The following is a 15,270-nucleotide window of genomic DNA, read 5'->3' as shown; positions in this document are numbered from 1 at the left end:
CTCCAAACTGCTAAGTCTGCCTTATATTAAGGCAACCTTAGCAGTGGGGGTGTGCGATGAACCAGGAAGAGATCTGGGCTGCCCTGGAGATCGAGCGGCGCGGCCTGGCCGACCTGCTCGACGCGTTGCCGGAGGCCGACTGGGAGCGGCTCTCGCTGTGCACGGGCTGGCGGGTGCGCGACGTGGCCGCCCACCTCGCGCTCGCCACCAAGGCCACCGTTCCCTGGGTGCTGGCCGAGTTCGTCAGGGCCCGCGGCGACTTCGACCGGATGGTCCATGACACGGCGGTGCGGCACGCCCGGCTACCGATCCGCGAGATCGCCGAGCAGGTGCGCGACTCGGCCGGATCGCACCGGCGGGCACCCTCGACCAAGCCGCTCGACCCGCTGTTCGACGTGCTCGTCCACGGCCAGGACATCGCCGTGCCGCTGGGGGTCGACCGCGCCATGCCCCTCGACTCGGCCCGCACCTGCGCCACCTTCATCTGGCAGCGGGGCTTCCCGTTCCATCCACAGCGGCGGCTGCGCGGGCTGCGGCTGGTCGCCACCGACGTGGACTGGACGGTCGGGGACGGTGACGTGGTGGAGGGGCCCATCCAGGCGCTGCTCCTGCTGCTGTCCGGGCGGCCGGCCGCGCTGCCGAGCCTCGGAGGGGCGGGCTCGGCGGCCCTGGCCGGGCGCCTTCGGTAGTGGAGGCGATCAGGGGGCCGTGGTGGATGCTCCCGATATGGTAAGGCAGGTGACCAGCGATGAGGCGCGCGACGGCGTGGCGCTGACCAACCTCGACCAGCCGCTGTTCGACGGGGCGGGCGCGACCAAGCGCGACCTGGTCGACTACCTCGACGCGGTCAGCGACCGCATCATCCCGGTTCTGCGCGACCGCGCGCTCTCGGTCATGCGGGTACGCCCGGGCCAGGAGCCCTTCATGCAGAAGAACCTGCCCAAATACGCCCCCGCCTGGGTGGAGACCGTCTCCGCCTGGGCCGAGGCGTCACGCAGGCAGGTGACGTACGCGCTGTGCAACGACCGGCGGACGCTGCTGTGGTTCGCCAACCAGCGGGCGGTGGAGTACCACCCGGCGCTGTTCGCCGGCGACCAGCCCACCCACATGGTGCTCGACCTCGACCCACCCGGGAACGGCGACGCCTTCGACCTGGCCGTGCGCGCCGCGTTCCTGGTCCGCCAGGCGCTGGAGGACGCCGGGCTGGCGGGCGCGGTGAAGACCAGCGGGGCGAAGGGCGTCCACGTGTTCGTGCCCGTAGCGGCGGGGACCGCCATGGACGACCTGGCCGCGGCCACCCGCGCGCTGGCCGCCCGCGCCGAGCGGATCGATCCGGCGCTCGCCACCACGGCGTTCATCCGCGAGGACCGCGCGGGCAAGGTCTTCATCGACTCCACCAGGGCGGGCGGGGCCACGGTCGTGGCGGCCTACAGCCCGCGCGTGCGGCCCGGCACTCCGGTCTCCTTCCCCGTGCCCTGGCCCGACCTCGACCGGGTGGCGCCGGGCGACTTCACCCTGCACACCGCGGCCGGGCTGCTCAAGGATGCCGACCCATGGGCCGAGGCCATGCCCGCGCCGCAGCGGCTGCCCGCCGACCTGATCGAGGAGGGGCACACGATCCCCATCGCCCGCGTACAGGCGATGCATGAAGGCAAGCGCCGTGCCCGGGCACGGCGCGCCGAGGAGTAGATGTCCTGATTTTGACGCATTAGTGGGTCTTTTCAGCGGTACCCGGCCGGGTTACGTTTCCTTCGCGGCTCGGGGGGACTTCCGCAGTCCTCGGTCGCTCCGACTACGGGCCGTTCATCGCGGTCGGCATCCCGGCGGGCGGCGTCTTCACGGGCGCGGAGGGCATCAAGACGGCCGAGGAGGCGGCGCTGTTCGGCGGGACGGCGGGGGTCGCGTATGACGCGTGCTACCACCAGGTGTGCGACACGATCGCCAACGTGAACGCGACGGCGCTGGACGTGGACTCGGACGCGATCGCCGACTCCGTCGCCCGCTACGCCTTCAATCTCCGCTCCATCCCCCCGCGAACCGGACCACAGGCGGCCGCGGCCGCTCTGGCAGCGGAATCGACCAGCTGATCACACACGCGGGCCGGGCGGTGGGTCCGGCCCGCGAGGAGCTATTGGGTGATCTTGACGTCGTCGACGCCCGCCTCGACCAGGGAGGCGCCCGAGGCGTCGGCCGCGTCGATGAGGATGTGGATGGTCTGGCCCGCGAAGGCGTTCAGGCCGGCCGTGGCAGTGGCCCACGTGCCGTTGCGGTTGGTCGCCGCGCCGGTCTGGTTGAACACGGTCGTCGTGGTGGTGCCGGACACGATGCGGACCCGGAAGTAGTCGGCGCTGGAGGAGTTCGAGCCGTGTGCCAGGTACCACGACAGTGACAGGTTCAGCGGACCCGTGGACGGCAGCGTGATCGGCGGCGACTGGATCGAGGTGACGCCGCCGTCGATGTCGTACGCGCCCGCCGAGGAGCCCGCGAGCCGGCCCGTCACCAGGTCGTTGGCGCCGCTGACCGTCGTCCCGAGCTGCTTGGCGCCCGAAGAGGTGGTGGCCTCCGGGTCGCCTCGCTCCCACTGACCGAGGGTGGCGGCGTCGGTGCTGCTCGGATTGGCGGTCCAGCCGGTCGCCGTCTCGAACGTGTCCTGCCAGACCACGACCGGCGGTACGGCGGTGGCGATCGTCCACACCGCGTGCGCGATCGCGTCGGCGTTCCGGTCCAGCGCGGTGTCGTTGATGTTGGCGGTCGTGTCACAGGCGCGGTGATAGCAGGGGTCGAACGCCTGCCCGGCCGTGCCGCCCCACAGCGTGGCCTGTGCCGAGGTCTTGACTCCCTCCGCTCCCGTGAACGTCCCGCCCGCCGGGATGCCGACGGCGATGAACGGCCCGTAGTCGGAGCGGCCGTCGAAGTCGGTGCCCCGGGTCGGCACGCCGATCGAGGTGAAGTAGTCGATGATGGTCTGCTCCAGCGCCGCCGACCCGGCCGGGCCGGGACCGGAGCCCGTGCCGTCCGAGTTGTCGCCGTCATACACGAAATATCCGGGGTTGGGGGAGCCGACCATGTCGAAGTTCAGGTACCCCTTGATCCGCGCGCGTTCCGCGGCCGGCAGGTTGTTCACGTAGAACTGCGATCCGCGCAGCCCCAGCTCCTCTGCGCCCCACCAGGCGAAACGCAGGTGCTTGGCCGGCTGGAGCGCCTGCCGGGAGACCTCGAGCGCGCTCTCCAGGATGGCCGCGCTGCCCGAGCCGTTGTCGTTGATGCCGGGCCCGGCGGCGACGCTGTCGAGGTGGGCGCCGACCATCAGGATGTCGTCGGGGTTCCCTCCCGGCCAGTCCGCTATGACGTTGTAGCCGGTGGCGCCGTTGTAGGTGAAGGTCTGGAGTGTCGTGGTGAACCCGGCGGCGTCCAGCCGGCCCTTGACGTAGTTCGCTGAGGCCAGGTAGCCGGGGCGGCCGTGGGCCCTGGTGCCGCCGTTGGCGTTGGCGATGGACTGGAGCTGGGTGAGGTGGGCTTTGACGTTGGCGAGGGAGATGTCCGGCGGGGCGGCGGCGCGGGCGGGCGCGGCCGTCAGTACGGCGGTGGTCAGGGATAAGGAGAGGGTTGCGATCGCCGCGACGATGGGCGATCTCCTGCCATTTCTCCAGGTGAGCGGCAAGGTGCGCCTCCATCCGAGGTCGAGGGGGGAAGATCCCGAGATGGTGCTGTATAGGAACGTAACCCCGCGAAAGGGGTTCGCCTAGATATGAGCGCGCCTCGCATGCCGACGGCCAATGAGTGCAGGGCCTATGAGTGCAGGGCCGCCTCGGAGCGCAGAGCGGTCACGACGGTCTCGGGGTTGTCGGCGAAGAAGCGGATCGTGGTGGTCTCGGCGCGGCGGCCGAGCGGCCGGACGACCGCGACCGGCCCGGTCAGCTCGACCGTCACGTTGGTCCGCGAACCGACCGCGACCCGGAGGTGCCCGTCCTTGATCGAGACCATGCTGCTCTCGTTGTCGTTGCGGCTCGTGCGCACGGAGGCGATGCGGTCCCGGGGGACGCGCAGGTCGAAGTAGGCGCCGTACCTGATGCGCAGTTCGTTCGCCGTGATCACGTGCGGCCGCGTGACACAGGCCGCGGCCAGCATGACCCCGAACAGCAGCCCGTACACGTCGGCGATCAGCACCGTGAACCGCACCCAGTCCGGTACGCCGGTCGCGACCAGCAGCAGATCCACGACCACCGTCTCGACCGCCATCGCGAACAGCATCAGCCACAGCGTGAACGCCTGCTCCTTCGCGTACGTCACGGCGGTGGCCCCCGCGGGCACGCCGTGCCGGCGGCGAGCGACCCACAGCCCGACGCTGGCCAGGCCCTTCAGCTCGAACCCCAGGACCCGTAGCACGGCTCTGACCATCAGGTTCCTCTCACTCGGTTCCTGTCACCTCCGATTGCACACGTTGACGTCGCGTCAAGGTCAAGCCGAGATGATCCGCTCTTCCTGACTGGTCAGGGGAGGTTGTCATGAACCACACCGCAACGGACACACAGCCCTCCTATCCGGACAACCCGACCGCTGATCGCTTGCCCGCGCCCGCCGAGAGAGCTGGACTGGCATCGTCCAGCCAGGGCACCCATCCCTGCCCTGACTGCAACGCCGGCGATGTCACGTCCTTCGCGTCAGGAGCACACAGCAATGACAGTCCACACGTCACGTACGCGCCTGGTCGGCCGGTTCCTCTGGCACTACATCGAGATGGTTATCGCGATGATGCTGGGGATGCTGCTGCTCGGTCTGGTGTGGGACGCGGTCCTGCCGGAGATCACCCGGATCGACGTCAACACGTTGATCATGGCCGCCGACATGACCATCGGCATGGCCGTCTGGATGCGCGTCCGCCACCACAGCTGGCCCGGTATCGCCGAGATGAGCGTGGCGATGTTCGCACCTTTCCTCGTTCTCCTCGTTCCGTACTGGTTCGGGGTGTTGCCGGGCCACCTGGTGATGTCGATCGGGCACGTGCTCATGTTCGTTCTCATGGCCGCGGTCATGCTGAGGCGGCGCGAGGAGTACCTACGGCACCGGCACCGCCTCGGCATCCTTCGGTCGAAGTGGATCGGGAGGGCGGCCGTCGTGCTGACCGCGTTGCTGATCCCAGGTGCGGTTTCCGCGGTGAACACCATCGGCAAGTTCGGCGACCTGTACGAGCCGCGCCCGGACGCGGTGACGGCCGAGCCCGCGGCGAAGGCCGCCGCCCATGATCCGGCCAAGCCCACAGTCGCCTTGTTGGTCACCGGCAGCGGCGCCAACGCCGCCGACCTGCTCGGGCCGTACGAGGTGCTGGCGGGCACCGGCCGGGTGAACACCTACATCATCTCGATCCTTCCTGGACCTGCGCCCCTGACCGGTGGCCTGGACGTCGTGCCGGACCTGACCTTCGCCGAGCTGGCACGGTTGCTCGGCGAGCGGCACGACAGCCTCGACGCCGTGGTGATCCCGGCCCTGCAGCAGCCGGCTCCCGCCGAGGCCGGTGCGATCACCACGTGGGTGCGGCAGCAGTCAGCCGCCGGCGCGCTGGTGGTCAGCGTCTGCAACGGGGCACGCGCCCTCGCCGCCACCGGGCTGCTGGACGGCAGGCCCGCGACCTCCCACTGGACGCGGCTACCCAGTCTGCGGGCGGATTTCCGCAACGTCGAGTGGACGAGCGGCCTGCGGTACGTCGACGACGGAAACCTGATCACCACCGCCGGCGTGCTGTCCGGCATCGACGGCGCCCTGCGGATCGTCGAACGGCTGACCGACGTTGACACCGCTCGCGCGGCGGCGGCCAGAGTCCACTGGCGTCACTACTCGCCTGGCAGCGCCGCGCAGATCCCCAGGTCCGGTTGGGCAGCGCCCGACGTGGTCGCCGCACTCAACGCCTCCTACCAGGTCGGGCCGTCGACCATCGGCGTCCGGCTGATCGACGGCGTCGGCGAACTGGAACTCGCCTCCGCGTTCGCCTCCTACACCGAGCAGTCCATGATCGGCCGCACGGTCGCGGTCGGCGACGGTCCGGTCCGCTCCCGGCACGGCCTGACGTTCATCCCCCGCTCGACGGTCGCGGCGGCCGCGGACGACCTCGACCGCCTGCTCGTGCCTGGTCTGGACGCGGCGCGCCGCCTCGTGGCGGGCACCGGGCCGGCCGCGGACACCGGAGGTCTCCGGCCCGAATATCTCCACCTCGGCGAGGAGTTCGCGTTCGATCCGGTGCTGCGCGACATCGCCCGTACCTACGACGTGCAGACGGCCCAGTTCACCGCCAAGACGCTGGAGTATCCGGTGATGGACGTCCAGTTGACCGGCAACGCCTGGCCGTGGCCGCAGACCATCGTTCCGTTGGCGCTCGCGCTGCTGGGCATCGCCGCCGCCTTGGCCGCCGGCATGGTGTTCCGCCGGATCCAGGCCGCCGCCCGGCGCCCGGAACCGATCGACACACAGGAGGCCCCCGCCGATATGGCGCCGAGCATCAATCGCAGCTGAGACCCGGCCGTTCTACCCGGCCATCCAAGTGGACAAGCCCTGACCTGCGGGTTCATTTGTCCAACAGCGTGAGCGCCGCTTTGGACAACTTCTGGACAAAGATCGCTTGGCCGGCCGGAAAGCCGCGTGCCAGCATGACGGCCGAGAAGTACGCCACGACGCCTTCCCGTTTCGGGGCGCGTTCGGCGCGAATGTCAATCATGGAGGGAACGAGAATGTCCAAGGTAATGCGCTCGCTGGCTCTCGCCGCAGGCACGATTTCCGTGGTGATGTCACTAGGCGGCGGCGTCGCCCATGCCGCGGCCTCCTCCGCGTTCACGGCGAGCGCCGCGCAGGTGAGGTGCAACGCCCCCGGCACCGGCAACACCACCGTCTGGGGCAAGTGCTGGAACAACGGCAACAAGACCGGTCAGGCGCGTTTGGTGTACTGGTGCAAGAACATGATCGGCAACGGCTCGCAGCAGCAGAGCACCGGCTGGAAGGACGTCAAGCCCGGCAAGACGGTCAAGTTCGTAGGTGAATGCACCTTCAAGGCCCGCAACCCCGACTTCCACACCCGCTGACGCCGTCCCGGCAGCGGAATTCGTTCCTGCCCGTCCGGGGCACGGAGCAGGAACGAATTTCCTTCCTCATCTGCTACCGCCGTCTCACCAAATGAGGTATCTGGACTGGTCCGAGTCATCGAGGGCTCGCTGAGCTCAGGCGCCGACCTCGTCGGCCAGGCGCCGCAGGTGGGCCGCGAACTGCCGCCGGTCGCGCGGGTCCCACGAGGCGGTCAGCTCGTCGAAGGCCTGCCGCTGCCACTGCCGGGACCTGGCCAGCAGCCCGTGCCCGCGCTCGGTGAGCTCCAAAGAGGCGCGGCGCCGGTCGCGGTCGGAGGTGGCGCGGGCGAGGTAGCCGGCCTCGACGGCGTCCTTGACCATGCGGCTGGCGCCCGAATGGTCGAGCCCGAGCTGGTGCGCCACGGTGCCCACGGTGGGCGGGTCCTCTGCGCCGGTCTGGGTGTGGACGGCCTCCACCACCAGGATGTGCTGCACGTGGCGCGGCTCCCCGGTCAGCTCCTCGGATGCCTGCCCGGCCCACCGGCGCGACCAGAAACGCACCAGGCGGAACAGGGCGGGCCCGCCGTCAGGCTCCTCGTTCATGATCCCACCCTACGGCATATTGTATGCGATACGCACATATGATTGCATGCGTATCACATACATTCTACGACCGGAGGGATCCTCATGGGCATCGTCATGAACCACCTGATCGTCCCCGCCGCCGACAGGAACGAGGCGGCCGCGTTCTTCGCGGATCTGCTCGGACTGCGGGTCGGCTCGCCGGCCGGGCCGTTCGCGCCTGTCAGGGTCAACGACGACCTCACGCTCGACTTCGACGACCGGCACCGGCCGCAGCCGGGCCACTACGCGTTCCTGGTCGACGACGACACCTTCGACGCTGTCATGGAGCGCCTCGGCAGCAACCCGACCATCGAGTACGGTGCCGGGCCCATGAACGGCTGGGACCGCGAGATCAACCACCTCGGCGGCGGCCGCGGCGTGTACGTACGCGACCCCAACGGCCACAGCTACGAGCTGTTCACCGCCGTTCCACCGGCGTGACAAACGCCCCATATTTCACTCCTGACGCCCGCCATAACGCTTTCCGGCGGTCGCGAAAAAATTCTTGAATTCGATTGAACCCCGACCCGGCTTTCGGCGTACAACCTGGCGGAAAACGGCGCTCGCCGATGGCCGGAAAATGCGCCTGCCTGCGCGAACATCGGCGTGCCCACCCTGCGCGAATCAGCTGCCACGGGAATGGCGATGGAAACTCAGCGTTGGAGTAGCGGCCTGGCTCTGCGGCCGGACGATTACCTGGGACAGGGCCGGCCGCTCGCCGAGTTCGTGCGAGCGGCCGGACCGTTCAAGGGGGAGGCGCTCTACCTGCTGGCGCTGGGTAGCGCCGCCACCATGGCCAGGCTGCACCTGGCCGGGATCGCGGGGCTGCGGCTCAGCCCGGCCAACGTCATGATCGGTCCGCACGGACAGGCGTTCTTCACCGCGGGGCCGCGCGACAGCGAGTTCCCGTCGCGCGACGTACGCGACTGGGCCGACGTGATCGTCTTCGCGGCGACCGGGCGGCAGGCGGGGGAGGGTGAGGAGCCCGACCTCGACCGGCTGCTCCCGGCGTTGCGCGCGATGATCGACGAGTGCCGGCAGCCCGATCCCGGGTCGCGCCCGACGGCCGTCGACCTGGTGGGCATCCTGCTCGGCCACCCCGGGGCGGTCTCCCGCGCCTCGGTGGACGACCTGCTGCAGGAGGCCGAGAACCGGACGAGACCGTACGAGCCCGCGCCTTACGAGCCGGTGCTGGTGACCACGCCGCTGTGGCGCAGGCCGGCGTTCTTCGCCGGAATCGCGATCGGCGTGTTGATCGTGGCGGTCGTGGCCGGTGCCGTCATCGCGATCGCCGGCGCGGCACGGCAGCCCGTGCCTGTCCGGCTCAAGCTCCAGAACGCGACCCGGGCCGGCGGCTCGATGGTCGTCGAGACGGTCCATCGGGACTGGCGCGCGTTCGAAGCCGTCAAGGAAGCCGCCAAGGGGGAGGTGCCGAATGGCTGAGGAGTTCACCGCCGACCGTCAGGAGGCCGCGATCGTCTCGCGGGACCTCAAATCCATTCGCGCGGCGCTGGACGGGGGGAAGATCGGCGCGCTCGACGCGCGGACCGGGTCGGAGAGGGTCGACGAGGCCGTGCGGACGTTCTTCGAGGAGTCCTCGGACAACCGGGAGCGGATGAACCAGTTGCTCGAACGGGCGGCCGGGCTGCTCGACGCCCTCGTCGAGGGGACGGGCCGGCTCGACGCCTCGCTGGCCGGCTCGCTGTCGACGAAGACCGGAGGTGCGTGATGAAGGCGCTCGGGGCCGGCGTGCTCACCGGCATCCTGCTGGCGACGATCGCGGTGTCGCTGGTGTTCGCGCTCACCGACCGGAGGTCGTCGTCCGAGCCGGTGTACAGGGGCTCATCTGCCGGTATCCCCCATTTCATCCCCGGCGGCAATGTCCGGATCAACGACGTGGAGGAGTTCCACGATGGCTGACCTTCCCTTCGGATTCACGGTACGGGTGCCCGAATCCTGGTACGAGTTCGACGTCTGGCGGGCCGGCCGCACCGGTGACCTGGCACGCGTGGTGGACGCCCGGGTGGCGGCCGCCCCGGAGCTGGCGCCGCACCGGTCGGTGCTGCTGAAGGTGCTGCGCGAGGTCGCCGACATGGCGGGCAGGCGCGGCGCGGTGTTCGGTGCGGCGATGACCGACCACGTGGAGGACGTCGGCACCGTCATGGCCACGCTCATGGTGCTGCACACCAAGGGATCGCAGGACCCGGCCGGCAACACCGTCGAGGCGATCGCCTCGGGCATCATCGCGATCCCGCCCCGCCACGACACGCCGGCCTGGCGCGACGTCGAGATCGTGGAGATCGACGCGGGCCGCGCCGTCCGGGTCACCGGTGTCGAGGCCGGCGAGATCGAGGCGGTGACCATGCAGACCCTGATCCCCGTACCCGGCGGGCACGGCGTGCTGGACCTGGTGCTCACCAGCCCGCACCTGAGCCTGACCGAGCCCATGCTCGACCTGTTCGACGCGATCAGCGCCACCCTGGCCTGGTCCGACCCAGAAGGAGAGTGAACCGTCATGGCAGGTGGGACCCATCACCTCAGCTTCCCGCAGGTGGAGAACAGCGCCACCCGGCTGAACAAGGAGAAGGAGGACATCGAGAGCCGGCTGACCCAGCTCAAGTCGATGATCGACCAGCTCGTCAGCAGCGACTTCGTCACCGAGCGCGCCTCGGGCAAGTTCCAGCAGGACTACGACCAGTGGAACAACGGCGCCCGGCAGGTCATGCAGGGCCTGGAGGGCATGAGCCAGTTCCTCAAGACCGCCATCGCCAAGCACCGCGAGCTGGACGCCTCGCTCAGCGGCGGCGCGGGAGCGTGACGTCATGCCGGGCGGATGGGAAGTGCTCGGACTGTCCGGCGACCCCGCGCCCGGCGATCCGGGTCAGGTGCGGGGGCTCGCCGGCCGGCTGCTCAAGGAGGCGCAGCTCGCCGAGGACAACACCGCGAAGCTGAGCGCGGTGTCGGGCAACAGCTCGGCGCTGCGGATGCGCGGGGACTACGCGGCCGGGTACGCCGAAGCGCTGGGCGAGCTGCCCGGCGAGCTGGCCAAGCTGAGCAAGGCGTACCGGGGCGCGGGGAACGCACTGATGGCGTACGCCGGGGGCCTGGAACAGGCCAGGGCGCAGGCCGGCGCGGCGCTGCGCCAGGGCCAGACGGCGGACACCCAGTACCAGGGCGCGCTGCGGGAGGTGCAGGCGCAACTGCCGGGCACGGTGCGGAGCCTGCCCGAGGTGGAGGCGGCGGTCCGGGCCGCCGATCCCGCGGCGCGGGAGGCCGTCCGGCCGGCCGTGCAGCGGGCCCGCACCGCCGAGGCCGACCGGGCGCGGGCGCGCCGGATCGCGGACGAGGCGGCCAACCTGCGCGGGGACGCCGAATCACGGGCGGTGCGGGAGATCGAGCAGGCGCTTGACGGCAGCGGCATCAAGAACAAGTCGTTCCTGCAGAAGGCGTGGGACGTGATCTCGACGCCGTTCCGGTCCTGGGACGACTTCGTGTCGTTCGCGGGCAAGGTGGCGATGGTGGCCGGGCTGGTGGTGCTGGTGATCGGCACCGGCGGGCTGGCCGGGGTGATCCTGGCCGGGGTCGCCATCGCGGCCGGGGCGGTGGTGCTGGCCGACGCCCTCAACAAGTACCGCCAGGGCAGGGGGTCGTTAGGGCAGGTGGGGCTGGCCGCGCTCGGGATCGTCCCGGGCGGCAAGAGCCTGGGCCTGCTGGCCCAGGGCGCCAAGGCCGCGGCCGGGTTACGCGGTGCGGCGGCCCTGGTCCGCGGCGGGGGAGGCGCCCTGCTCGGTGCGGGCCGCGGGGCGATCGCCGCCCTGGGTGCCGGGGCGACGTCGATCCGCTCGGCGCTGCAGGCCGGAGGGTCCCGTGCCGGCGCCGCGGCGAGCGCGGCCTGGCAGCGGGGCCGGCAGTTCTTCAGCAAGGACCCGGTGCACTTCCCCACCGGTATCGTTCTGCTCCCGCAGACCGACGTGGACCTGCCCGGGGTGCTGCCGCTGCTGCTGGAGCGGACCCATCTGTCCAGCTACCGGACCGGCCGCTGGTTCGGCCGATCCTGGGCCTCCACGCTGGACCAGCGTGTGGAGGTCGATGCCGAGGGCGTGTGCCTGGCCACCGCCACCGGCACGCTGCTGACTTTCCCTCACCCGGAGCCCGGCCAGGCCGTCCACCCCGATGACGGCCCCCGCCTGGCGTTGCGGGCGGAAGCGGGCGGCTACACGGTCACCGACCCGCACACCGGCCACACCACCCACTTCGCCGGGGAAGAAGGAGATGTGCTGCCGATCGCGGCGATCAGCGACCGCAACGGCAACCGGATCGACTTCCACTACATCGACGGCCTGCTCACCGAGGTGACCCACTCCGGCGGCTATCACCTGGACATCGAGACCCACCAGGGTCGCATCGTGGAGATCCGGCTGCGTGGCGCCGGCCAGACCCTCGTCTCCTACGCCTACGACGAGGCCGGCGACCTGACCGAGGTGACCAATTCCTCCGGGTTGCCGCTGCGGTTCACGTACGACGACGAAGGCCGGATGACGCGCTGGCACGACCGCATCGGCACCTGGTACGCCTACACCTACGACCAGGAAGGCCGCTGCATCTACGGCACCGGCACCGATGGCGTCTTCAACACCGAGATCAGCTATGCCGAGGGCGTCACCACGGCCCGCGACTCTTTGGGCAATGCCACGACGTACCACTACAACGAGCTGTTGCAGGTGATCAGCGAGACCAACCCGCTGGGCCACGTAACCCGCTACCGCTGGGACCCCCAGGATCGCCTCCTCGCCCACACCGACCCGCTGGGACGCACCACGCACTACTCCTACGACACCGAGAACCTGCTCTCGATCACCCGTCCCGACGGCGCCATCCGTCATCTGACCTACAACGAGCTGAACCAGCCGGTCACCATCACCGATTTCGACGGCACGATTTCGCCCTTCGACCACGACGAGCACGGCAACCTCGTCGCGGACCCCACGACCACCTACGCCTACGACGACCACGGCCACCTGGCCACGGTCACCGACGCCCTCGGCCACGCCCAGACCATCGAGAACAACGCCGCCGGCCTGCCCGTCGCGATCACCGATCCCCTGGGGGCGACCACCCGCTACGACCGTGACCCGTTCGGCCGGGTCACCACCATCACCGACCCTCTCGGCAACACCACCTGCTTCACCTGGACAGTCGAGGGCAAGGCCGCCACCCGCACCACGCCCAGCGGCGCCACCGAACGCTGGATCTACGACGCCGAGAACAACCTGATCGAGCACCTGGACGCCATGGGCCGGCCAACCCGCACGGAGATCGGCCCCTTCGACCTCCCCATCGCCCAGACCACCCCTGACGGTGCCCGCATCGAGTTCGCCTACGACACCGAGCTGAATCTGGTCAAGGTCACCAACCCGCACAGCCTGACCTGGCACTACACCTACGACCCGGCAGGCGACCTGATCGGCGAGACCGACTTCGACCACCGCCGCCTCATCTACGTCCGCGACGCGGCCGGCCGGCTCATCGAGAAGATCAACGGCGCCGGTGAGGCCACCCGCTACACGTACGACCCGCTCGGCAGGCTCGTCGAACGCCGCTCCGCCGAACGACGTGCGACCTTCGAATATGACCTGCTCGGCCGCCTGTCCCGGGCCACCAACCCCGACGCCGACCTGCGTATCACGCGCGACGCGGCAGGCCGCGTCCTGGCCGAGACCTGCGACGACCACACCGTCACCTTCGCCTACGACGCCCTGGGCCGGAGAACGCATCGCCGTACCCCGTCCGGCGCCGAGACCACATGGGACTACGACGCCCGGAGCCAGCCACAGACCCTCTACACAGCAGGTCAAGCCCTCAGATTTGCCTACAACCCGGCAGGTCATGAAATATCCCGCGATTTCGGCGCAGACCTATCCCTGATCCACGACTGGGACGCCGACTCCCGCCCTCGCGCTCAGATCCTCCGCAGCGGCGCACGGATCATCCAGCAGCGCGCGTACGGCTACCGCCTCGACGGCCAGGTCACGGAGATCGACGACCTCCTGTCCGGCCGCCGTCACTTGGAGCTGGACTCGGTGGGGCGCGTCACCGGCGTGCAGGGACCGAACTGGTCGGAGAGGTACATGTACAACGCCTCCGGCCAGATGACCGACGCCATCCTGCCGACCCCGCTCGAAGCCCGCGGCCCTCGCGCGTACACCGGCACCTTGGTACGGCAGGCGGGTCGTACCCGCTACGAGTACGACCGTCAGGGCCGCACGGTCCTTCGCCAGCAGAAGGGCTTGTCGTCCAGGCCCCGGACGTGGCGCTACACGTGGGACGCCGACGACCGGCTGACGGGCGTCACCACCCCGGATGGCGCGACCTGGGTTTACCTGTACGACGCGCTCGGGCGCCGCGTGGCCAAGCAACGGGCGGACGGCTCCGAACGCACCGACTTCATCTGGGACGGCGCAGTCCTCGCCGAGCAGATCCAGGCAGGCCGGGCCACCACCTGGGAATGGGAGCCGGGCGCCTTCCGCCCAATCACCCAGACCGAACGTGCCCTGCACGACCAGGAGTGGATCGACCAGCAGTTCTACGCCATCACCACGGACCTAGTCGGCACCCCGGCCGAACTCGTCACCACGGACGGCGAACTGGCCTGGCGCGCCCGGCAATCCCTCTGGGGGGCCTCACCCGGCCCGCTGTCGTCCGGGGCCGACTGCCCCCTGCGTTTCCCCGGCCAGTACGCGGACGCGGAATCGGGTCTCCACTACAACTACCTCCGCCACTACGACCCGCAGACCGCCCGCTACGCCAGCCTCGATCCCATCGGCCTGGCCGGTGACTGGGACCCCGGCGCGTACGTGGTCAACCCGAGCTCGTGGTGCGACCCTCTCGGCCTGAGCCCGTACCGGCCGGCCGGGGCGTCGCGGCCGTACATCAACCCCAGGGGCAACTGGACCAATGACCTGTACGCCGTCGACCGCGCGAGGATGATCCCGCACATGGACGGCACACCGGGCAAGAGCCGGTTCCTGTTCCACGTCGAGGCCGAAAAGCTAGCATTGGACGCGGCTGCCTTCGCCGACGCCAACAATTTGTGGGTCCGCAACAAGGCCCGGGTGCTGGTCACCAACGGGCCGATCGGCGTGAACGCGAGCACCGGCGAGCTCACCGACTGGGTCCGGGTCAGCAGAAAAGGGGGCAAGATCCACGCGTGGCCCATCGGGCCGCCGACCACTCCCTAAGGGAAGAGGGGACGATGACGGAGCTGGGCGGGTGGCTCTGGGCCGCCAATCTGAAGGGTTTCATGCTCGCGGTGTCGGAGATCATCGGCTACGAATTCGACAACGCCGATTGGGACGCCATCGAGCTCGGAATCAGCCAGGACCCGGAGAAAAGCGGTTGGTTCAGCTACCCCCTGGGAAGCGGCGGGCTCGAGGTCTTCGTGTCCACGACGACTGAAGAGGGCTCGATCGATCTCAAAATCCACGTCCCGGACGACGTCCCCTGCCTGCCGGAGAAGATCGGCGCCGCGTGGATGGTCTTCAACCAGTTCACGGTGAGTCCCGAGGTCGAAATCTTATGAAGAGCCATCTGGAAATCAGCT

General features: G+C 69.8%; 17 protein-coding genes and 1 pseudogene. 14 read left to right on the top strand and 4 right to left on the bottom strand.

Translation table 11 applies throughout. The features are described from left to right. The first annotated feature begins 56 nt into the window (after positions 1-56). The 4 genes and pseudogenes from EJK15_RS23680 (at position 57) to EJK15_RS76385 (ending at position 2,087) form a co-directional block, all read left to right on the top strand. A complete protein-coding gene (locus EJK15_RS23680) occupies positions 57-689 on the top strand; it encodes a maleylpyruvate isomerase family mycothiol-dependent enzyme (protein WP_138712650.1) in 633 nt (210 codons plus the stop codon). A 49-nt stretch (positions 690-738) separates the two neighbouring features. Next, positions 739-1,689, top strand: coding sequence for a DNA polymerase domain-containing protein (locus EJK15_RS23675; protein ID WP_240777165.1), 951 nt, complete (start codon positions 739-741; stop codon positions 1,687-1,689). Positions 1,690-1,805: 116 nt separating this feature from the next. After that, positions 1,806-1,928 (top strand): annotated as a pseudogene (locus EJK15_RS76390) (hypothetical protein); the annotation flags it as partial. A gap of 18 nt (positions 1,929-1,946) precedes the next feature. Continuing rightward, positions 1,947-2,087, top strand: a complete 141-nt coding sequence (locus EJK15_RS76385; RefSeq protein WP_276615425.1) for a hypothetical protein — start codon at positions 1,947-1,949, stop codon at positions 2,085-2,087. A gap of 41 nt (positions 2,088-2,128) precedes the next feature. Here the strand turns inward: EJK15_RS76385 and EJK15_RS23665 are convergent, their stop codons facing one another. Together EJK15_RS23665 and EJK15_RS23660 are read right to left on the bottom strand one after the other, a co-directional pair. Further along, the gene (locus EJK15_RS23665; protein WP_206061066.1) at positions 2,129-3,661 is read right to left on the bottom strand and encodes a M28 family metallopeptidase; all 1,533 of its coding nucleotides are present in this window, start codon (positions 3,659-3,661) and stop codon (positions 2,129-2,131) included. A 128-nt stretch (positions 3,662-3,789) separates the two neighbouring features. Beyond that, positions 3,790-4,398: a hypothetical protein gene (locus EJK15_RS23660; RefSeq protein ID WP_138712648.1), complete on the bottom strand. Its 609-nt coding sequence runs from the start codon at positions 4,396-4,398 to the stop codon at positions 3,790-3,792. A 279-nt stretch (positions 4,399-4,677) separates the two neighbouring features. Here EJK15_RS23660 and EJK15_RS23655 point away from each other — a divergent pair, with 279 nt between their 5' ends. Next, positions 4,678-6,504 (top strand): DJ-1/PfpI family protein, encoded by a 1,827-nt coding sequence (locus EJK15_RS23655; RefSeq protein WP_138712647.1) that lies wholly within the window; start codon positions 4,678-4,680, stop codon positions 6,502-6,504. A gap of 52 nt (positions 6,505-6,556) precedes the next feature. On the opposite strand, the gene EJK15_RS70810 is transcribed toward EJK15_RS23655, so the two are convergent. Next, on the bottom strand, positions 6,557-6,706 hold the full coding sequence (locus tag EJK15_RS70810) for a hypothetical protein (protein ID WP_171074496.1): 150 nt from the start codon (positions 6,704-6,706) through the stop codon (positions 6,557-6,559). Between the two features lie 13 nt (positions 6,707-6,719). Here EJK15_RS70810 and EJK15_RS23650 point away from each other — a divergent pair, with 13 nt between their 5' ends. After that, on the top strand, positions 6,720-7,067 hold the full coding sequence (locus EJK15_RS23650) for a hypothetical protein (protein ID WP_138712646.1): 348 nt from the start codon (positions 6,720-6,722) through the stop codon (positions 7,065-7,067). 135 nt (positions 7,068-7,202) lie between these two features. On the opposite strand, the gene EJK15_RS23645 is transcribed toward EJK15_RS23650, so the two are convergent. Further along, positions 7,203-7,649, bottom strand: coding sequence for a MarR family winged helix-turn-helix transcriptional regulator (locus EJK15_RS23645; protein WP_138712645.1), 447 nt, complete (start codon positions 7,647-7,649; stop codon positions 7,203-7,205). Positions 7,650-7,733: 84 nt separating this feature from the next. On the opposite strand from EJK15_RS23645, the gene EJK15_RS23640 reads away from it, so the two are divergent. The 8 genes from EJK15_RS23640 to EJK15_RS23605 all read left to right on the top strand — a co-directional run bounded on the left by EJK15_RS23640 (position 7,734) and on the right by EJK15_RS23605 (position 15,249). After that, positions 7,734-8,111 (top strand): VOC family protein, encoded by a 378-nt coding sequence (locus EJK15_RS23640; RefSeq protein ID WP_138712644.1) that lies wholly within the window; start codon positions 7,734-7,736, stop codon positions 8,109-8,111. 204 nt (positions 8,112-8,315) lie between these two features. Continuing rightward, on the top strand, positions 8,316-9,113 hold the full coding sequence (locus tag EJK15_RS23635) for a protein kinase family protein (protein WP_138712643.1): 798 nt from the start codon (positions 8,316-8,318) through the stop codon (positions 9,111-9,113). After that, on the top strand, positions 9,106-9,399 hold the full coding sequence (locus tag EJK15_RS23630) for a hypothetical protein (RefSeq protein ID WP_138712642.1): 294 nt from the start codon (positions 9,106-9,108) through the stop codon (positions 9,397-9,399). Before EJK15_RS23635 ends, EJK15_RS23630 begins: the two co-directional genes overlap by 8 nt. After that, on the top strand, positions 9,399-9,590 hold the full coding sequence (locus EJK15_RS23625; protein ID WP_138712641.1) for a hypothetical protein: 192 nt from the start codon (positions 9,399-9,401) through the stop codon (positions 9,588-9,590). Before EJK15_RS23630 ends, EJK15_RS23625 begins: the two co-directional genes overlap by 1 nt. Continuing rightward, on the top strand, positions 9,583-10,179 hold the full coding sequence (locus EJK15_RS23620) for a hypothetical protein (RefSeq protein WP_138712640.1): 597 nt from the start codon (positions 9,583-9,585) through the stop codon (positions 10,177-10,179). Before EJK15_RS23625 ends, EJK15_RS23620 begins: the two co-directional genes overlap by 8 nt. 6 nt (positions 10,180-10,185) lie before the next feature. Beyond that, positions 10,186-10,488, top strand: a complete 303-nt coding sequence (locus EJK15_RS23615) for a WXG100 family type VII secretion target (protein WP_103961595.1) — start codon at positions 10,186-10,188, stop codon at positions 10,486-10,488. Positions 10,489-10,492: 4 nt separating this feature from the next. Next, complete coding sequence (locus EJK15_RS23610) at positions 10,493-14,908, top strand: DUF6531 domain-containing protein (RefSeq protein ID WP_138712639.1); 4,416 nt, start codon at positions 10,493-10,495, stop codon at positions 14,906-14,908. 14 nt (positions 14,909-14,922) lie between these two features. Next, entirely contained in the window at positions 14,923-15,249 is a 327-nt protein-coding gene (locus EJK15_RS23605) for a hypothetical protein (protein ID WP_138712638.1), read from the top strand. Positions 15,250-15,270 lie beyond the last annotated feature (21 nt).

Origin of the sequence: Nonomuraea basaltis (genome assembly GCF_005893125.1) — a bacterium.
Taxonomy (GTDB): Bacteria; Actinomycetota; Actinomycetes; order Streptosporangiales; family Streptosporangiaceae; genus Nonomuraea; species Nonomuraea basaltis.
The sequence above is the reverse complement of the archived record's forward strand: the minus strand, read 5'-3'. Positions and strand labels throughout refer to the sequence as shown.

What these genes read in the sequence shown, in the direction of transcription:
- EJK15_RS23610 (WP_138712639.1), top strand. Translation starts at nt 10,493, where the DNA reads ATGCCGGGCGGATGGGAAGTGCTCGGACTGTCCGGCGACCCCGCGCCC.
- EJK15_RS23635 (WP_138712643.1), top strand. Translation starts at nt 8,316, where the DNA reads ATGGAAACTCAGCGTTGGAGTAGCGGCCTGGCTCTGCGGCCGGACGAT.
- EJK15_RS23660 (WP_138712648.1), bottom strand. Translation starts at nt 4,398, where the DNA reads ATGGTCAGAGCCGTGCTACGGGTCCTGGGGTTCGAGCTGAAGGGCCTG.
- EJK15_RS23655 (WP_138712647.1), top strand. Translation starts at nt 4,678, where the DNA reads ATGACAGTCCACACGTCACGTACGCGCCTGGTCGGCCGGTTCCTCTGG.
- EJK15_RS23640 (WP_138712644.1), top strand. Translation starts at nt 7,734, where the DNA reads ATGGGCATCGTCATGAACCACCTGATCGTCCCCGCCGCCGACAGGAAC.
- EJK15_RS23645 (WP_138712645.1), bottom strand. Translation starts at nt 7,649, where the DNA reads ATGAACGAGGAGCCTGACGGCGGGCCCGCCCTGTTCCGCCTGGTGCGT.
- EJK15_RS23625 (WP_138712641.1), top strand. Translation starts at nt 9,399, where the DNA reads ATGAAGGCGCTCGGGGCCGGCGTGCTCACCGGCATCCTGCTGGCGACG.
- EJK15_RS23620 (WP_138712640.1), top strand. Translation starts at nt 9,583, where the DNA reads ATGGCTGACCTTCCCTTCGGATTCACGGTACGGGTGCCCGAATCCTGG.
- EJK15_RS23630 (WP_138712642.1), top strand. Translation starts at nt 9,106, where the DNA reads ATGGCTGAGGAGTTCACCGCCGACCGTCAGGAGGCCGCGATCGTCTCG.
- EJK15_RS70810 (WP_171074496.1), bottom strand. Translation starts at nt 6,706, where the DNA reads ATGATTGACATTCGCGCCGAACGCGCCCCGAAACGGGAAGGCGTCGTG.
- EJK15_RS23680 (WP_138712650.1), top strand. Translation starts at nt 57, where the DNA reads ATGAACCAGGAAGAGATCTGGGCTGCCCTGGAGATCGAGCGGCGCGGC.
- EJK15_RS23605 (WP_138712638.1), top strand. Translation starts at nt 14,923, where the DNA reads ATGACGGAGCTGGGCGGGTGGCTCTGGGCCGCCAATCTGAAGGGTTTC.
- EJK15_RS23615 (WP_103961595.1), top strand. Translation starts at nt 10,186, where the DNA reads ATGGCAGGTGGGACCCATCACCTCAGCTTCCCGCAGGTGGAGAACAGC.
- EJK15_RS23650 (WP_138712646.1), top strand. Translation starts at nt 6,720, where the DNA reads ATGTCCAAGGTAATGCGCTCGCTGGCTCTCGCCGCAGGCACGATTTCC.